General features: G+C 48.6%; 6 protein-coding genes. 1 reads left to right on the forward strand and 5 read right to left on the reverse strand.

Annotation, left to right across the window (positions count from 1 at the left end; all coding sequences use genetic code 11):
- Positions 1–54 precede the first annotated feature (54 nt).
- The 4 genes from dbpA to thiO form a co-directional block, all read right to left on the reverse strand.
- Entirely contained in the window at positions 55–1,443 is a 1,389-nt protein-coding gene (dbpA, locus tag A3750_RS13715; RefSeq protein ID WP_068548368.1) for an ATP-dependent RNA helicase DbpA, read from the reverse strand.
- Positions 1,444–1,665: 222 nt separating this feature from the next.
- The gene (locus A3750_RS13720; protein ID WP_068454712.1) at positions 1,666–1,899 is read right to left on the reverse strand and encodes a DUF1161 domain-containing protein; all 234 of its coding nucleotides are present in this window, start codon (positions 1,897–1,899) and stop codon (positions 1,666–1,668) included.
- Positions 1,900–2,014: 115 nt separating this feature from the next.
- Positions 2,015–2,260, reverse strand: coding sequence for a hypothetical protein (locus tag A3750_RS13725; RefSeq protein ID WP_068548013.1), 246 nt, complete (start codon positions 2,258–2,260; stop codon positions 2,015–2,017).
- A gap of 59 nt (positions 2,261–2,319) precedes the next feature.
- Positions 2,320–3,384 (reverse strand): glycine oxidase ThiO, encoded by a 1,065-nt coding sequence (gene thiO, locus A3750_RS13730; protein WP_068548369.1) that lies wholly within the window; start codon positions 3,382–3,384, stop codon positions 2,320–2,322.
- 167 nt (positions 3,385–3,551) lie between these two features.
- On the opposite strand from thiO, the gene A3750_RS13735 reads away from it, so the two are divergent.
- Positions 3,552–4,121: a GspH/FimT family pseudopilin gene (locus A3750_RS13735; protein ID WP_197475036.1), complete on the forward strand. Its 570-nt coding sequence runs from the start codon at positions 3,552–3,554 to the stop codon at positions 4,119–4,121.
- An 89-nt stretch (positions 4,122–4,210) separates the two neighbouring features.
- Here the strand turns inward: A3750_RS13735 and A3750_RS13740 are convergent.
- A partial coding sequence (locus A3750_RS13740; protein WP_068548371.1) for a type IV pilin protein occupies positions 4,211–4,574 on the reverse strand: 364 nt, incomplete at its 5' end.

Here is a 4,574-nt window from a genome sequence, read left to right on the forward strand (position 1 = left end):
ACTAAAACAGCTTGAGCGCTATGACTCCATATCGAGCGAGGAAATGAACACGGGTTACTTCAGTTTACGCGCTCGAAACTTGCGGCCTTTAATGCTGCCCTCATTGAGCATGTTCAGCGCTTTTCTCGCTAAATCTGCTTTTACGGCAACAAAGCTCGCGTTTGGCACAATGCGAATTTTTCCTACATCAGAACCATCTAAACCGCCCTTTGCTGTCAGAGCTCCTAGCAAATCACCTGGGCGCACTTTATCTCGCTTACCACCAGACACTTCGATGCTTACCCAGTCCGCTTGAGGATAATCGCCTTTTGCTTTAAAGCTACTACCATCAAGAAACTCTAGCTCCTGCTGACGTTCGTCGGCGAGTCGTTCAAGCTTATAGCGCTGCTTTGGCGTATAAAAACTATAGGCCTTGCCANAGCTTCCCGCTCGACCGGTTCGACCGATACGGTGCACGTAGACTTCATCATCTCGTGGTAAGTCTGCGTTCACCACTAAGGCTACGTCGTCCACATCCAGGCCTCGGGCAGCGACATCCGTCGCAACTAGAATTCGGCAACTGCCTTGAACAAAGCGAGTTAACACTGAATCTCGCTCGCGCTGCTCTAAATCGCCATGCAAAGCTAACGCGCTGGCACCTTGATCGCTTAAGAACTCCGCTATATCAGCACAATCCTGTTTCATGTTCGCAAACACAATCGCTGTTGGTGCCTGTGTTGCGCGTAACACCCGAGAAAGCAGCTCGAGCTTGTCTCGCTCTTCTACTTCTATAAACCGCTGCTCAATGTGCGCATCGCTATGTTCACCCTCAACCGTTACTTGAACAGGTGCTTGAAGAATTTTCTTAGCAAGAGTGGCGATTTTATCTGGAAAGGTTGCTGAAAATAACAGAGTTTGGCGCTCTCGCGGGCACTGTTCTGCAATCTGCTCAACCTCCTCCATGAAGCCCATATCAAGCATACGATCCGCTTCATCCAGCACGAGCGTCTCAACGTTAGATAAGTCCAATGTTCGTTTGCGCAAGTGATCCTGAATACGCCCGGGCGTACCAACAATAATGTGCGCCCCATGCTCAAGCGAGCCAATTTGAGGACCAATCGACTGCCCTCCACACAGCGTCAGCACCTTAACATTATGCATGGCCTTCGCTAGCTTTCTGGTTTCATCGGCGACTTGTGTCGCAAGCTCTCTTGTCGGGCACAACACCAACACTTGAATGCGATAACGCTTAGGCTGAAGTTTGTTCAACAAAGACAAGGCAAACGTCGCGGTTTTACCACTCCCGGTTTTAGCTTTACCGATAAGATCCTTACCATCAAGCAAAGCGGGTAAAGCGGCTGCCTGAATCTCAGTCATTGATGCGTAGCCAAGACGCGCCAGCGCTTCAAGAAGCTCCGGTTTGAGAGTAAGCGAAGAAAAAGATTCTGAGTTTGACGAAGTCAAGGTGATAGCTCCAAGCGAGTGCGCTGACGATATCGGCGCAGTGTAGAGCCTGCGTGCTCAAATGAACAGTTTAATACGCGCGCGTTTAGATACCGCGGCTATGTTATTTTGAAATGCGAAGCAACGAGCATCGATGCTTAGAAGAGGTTTGGCCTTGTTTACTCTGACGAATCAACTCAGTAAGCGCTCATCCATCAAGCCAGTCAAAGTTCTATCAGCAAACTAACCTTTCACATACATGATTTTTTTGGTGCCACCCTCGCAGCTCCCAACTTGCTCGCCTTCAGCAGCGTCGCTTTTACCAACGATTGTCAGCTTGAAACTTTTAACGCCGTTATTCTTAATCTTCGCTTCAATCTCGTCCTTCAGCTCATCACAGTCTTTGAGTTCTGCACTGGCAAGCAAAGGCGCTAAAAGCAAAGCAATGGCAAAAGGCCAAGCAATTAGATTTTTCATGAGTCGTCTCCGGTCGAGTTAAGTCGCATTTGGAGACTAGTCGAGATTCTCTCTTTTGCTGCCCGTAAACCGGTCAATGCCCAAAACTACGCATGATGCGTATTTGACGATGACGCTATGCAGGATCTACTTCAAACAAAACAACTTTACGGGCTCCGTTATAGCAAAATCCTATCTCTTTACCTTCCACCTTATCATCGGCTTCATAGATACGAACATATGACCCTGAATCACCTTTGTCCTTCAGTTCCTGTTCGACCTTGGCCTTTAGTTTCTTACAGTCTTGATCTGCAGCGATAGCTGGTGCGCTTACACCAATCACAGCAGCAAGTAGGGCCGTTTGAGCAATATATGATTTCATCCACTTTCTCCACTTTGGGGCTTAGTTGTAAGTATAGTCCAAGCCTGATCATTCTCCGCTTAAGGACTGGGGATATATGGCTTCGGGTCAATTTTTGAGGCCCGCTTGGCAACAAGATCGCTAAGTAGTTCCACTGACGCTGGCGCGAGTACCAAACCATTGCGAAAATGCCCGGCATTTACATATACATTCTCGTAGCCGGAAATAGGTCCAATACTCGGTATGCCATTCGGCGAACCCGGACGTAAGCCGGCCCACTGGTGAATCACAGGATATCTCTTAAGCTCTGGATACAAGGCCAATGCGCTTCCATACAAGCTTTGTCTTGCCTCATCGTTTGTGGTCTTATCGAACCCGCAGTATTCCAATGTACTGCCAACGACCACCTTGCCATCACGGCGGGGAATGACATAGCGGCCGTCACTGAGAACAACACGATTTACAAAACCCTGCGGTGCATCAAAGACAATCATCTGGCCTTTTACCGGCTCAATCTTTATGCGCTGATTCGGCAGGAGCGAAGACGTCCACGCACCAGAACAAAATACCACGCTGTCAGCGTCTACGCGCTTGCCAGATTCTAAGGTGACGCCACGCTCATCAAATCGCGCCAGCCCATCATTCTCGATCACTTCGATAGCCGGATGTTCATGCATGAGTGCACGTAGGGCATTCAACAAGCGCGGGTTACGCACACTTCCTACGCTCGGCATCCATAGTGAGCTTTCATGGCCTTGCCCTAATGCAGGCTCGAGTGCATACAATTGCGCAGCTTTAATCTCTTCTAGCCAAGGGCCATTCTTGGCAGCCCAACGGATCGCCTGATCTTTCCCCTCAACCTGCAACATCAACAAACCATGGCCAGAGTATTCCGGATCGATGCCGCTTTCTTGATGCAGTGCCGCCACTAAATCGGGATACAACGCCTGCGATCGTGAAGCTAGTGCGGTGACCGGCTCCGAATAACGCCAAGGATAGAGTGGTGAAATAATCCCGCCACCAGCCCAGCTCGCTTCTCGCCCAAGCGCACTTTTGTCAACAATGACTACATCGTAGCCTTCTCCGGCAAAACTTCGGGCTTGTAACATCCCTATTGCGCCACCACCAACCACGACAACTTTCATTAACAGGAAACCTTTAAAGTATTTCTAGAATCTGACCAATGGAGCCTAATCATTTAGGCGAGCCTTGTATTCTACGCGCTGAGAAAAGAAAATGGAGCTTGAGTTCAGGACGAACTCGCAACAATTTGACCTTTCTCGTACGAACAAACCATCAAAGGACTGATGATATGCTCACGACACCCAAAAGCCATTTTGGCTTTACCCTTATCGAACTGCTGATAGCGCTCGCCATCATCACAATTACGACAAGCGTCGCCTTCGGCGCGTTTCCAATCATTGAAAAATACCGCGTTGAAAACAATGCCCGTAGTGTTGTAAGCGCCGTCATGTTTGCGCGAAGTCTCGCCATTAAAGAAGGTAAATCTATTTTTCTTTGCCCTACCAAAAATTCCGTCGAATGCGACAAGTCTTGGTCGGACAAGATACTGGTCTATCGCAACAATAACGCAGATAAAAATTTTAATGCCGGAGATGAGCTCGTACGGATTTACGATCTCGCAAACGATTCCAGCCAGATACGTTGGGGTTCATTTCAAAACAAAGACTATCTAGAAATGCGTGCAAATGGCATGACCAACTTCCAGAATGGCACATTTACAGTCTGCCATGAAAACGACGAATTAAAGACCGCGGTTCCGGTTATCATCAATACTGCAGGGCGACCTTACTTTGGCCGAGATCGAAATAATGACGGAATACTCGAGTACAGCAGCGGTAACCCTGTACGTTGCTCATAGCGATGTTAGCTCATATAAAAAAGGGTCAGACCCCGCTGAGGCCTGACCCTTTAAAAACTCTGAAAAACGCGCTTATTCTATCGCTGAGACTAGCGCCAACAATCAGCCGGATTTGTTGGCGATTTAACTCCAGCGCTGTTTAAGGTCATAGTACCGCAACGATCCCCCGTCATACCGCCTGCTGGAACTGCTGATATCTCGTAGCTTTGTGCTGCAGTTGTATCCGCAACGCCTCCATCTGTCTCTGAAATCGTAATGGTATAGAACTGCACTACTTCAGGTTCAATTATGTATAAAGATGCATCAGGCGCTCCGGTATCAGCACCTGCAGCAGCCGCATCAGAATAATGATTAACCTCTGAATAACGTCGTTCTAGCGCCGAAGATAAGGCAAGCATTTCGCCCTGCGCATTAGCTCGACGCGTCTTAGCGACCGACTCTTGATAGCCGGGG

Source organism: Oleiphilus sp. HI0079 (assembly GCF_001635105.1).

What these genes read in the sequence shown, in the direction of transcription:
- A3750_RS13720 (WP_068454712.1), bottom strand. Translation starts at nt 1,899, where the DNA reads ATGAAAAATCTAATTGCTTGGCCTTTTGCCATTGCTTTGCTTTTAGCG.
- A3750_RS13725 (WP_068548013.1), bottom strand. Translation starts at nt 2,260, where the DNA reads ATGAAATCATATATTGCTCAAACGGCCCTACTTGCTGCTGTGATTGGT.
- thiO (WP_068548369.1), bottom strand. Translation starts at nt 3,384, where the DNA reads ATGAAAGTTGTCGTGGTTGGTGGTGGCGCAATAGGGATGTTACAAGCC.
- A3750_RS13735 (WP_197475036.1), top strand. Translation starts at nt 3,552, where the DNA reads ATGCTCACGACACCCAAAAGCCATTTTGGCTTTACCCTTATCGAACTG.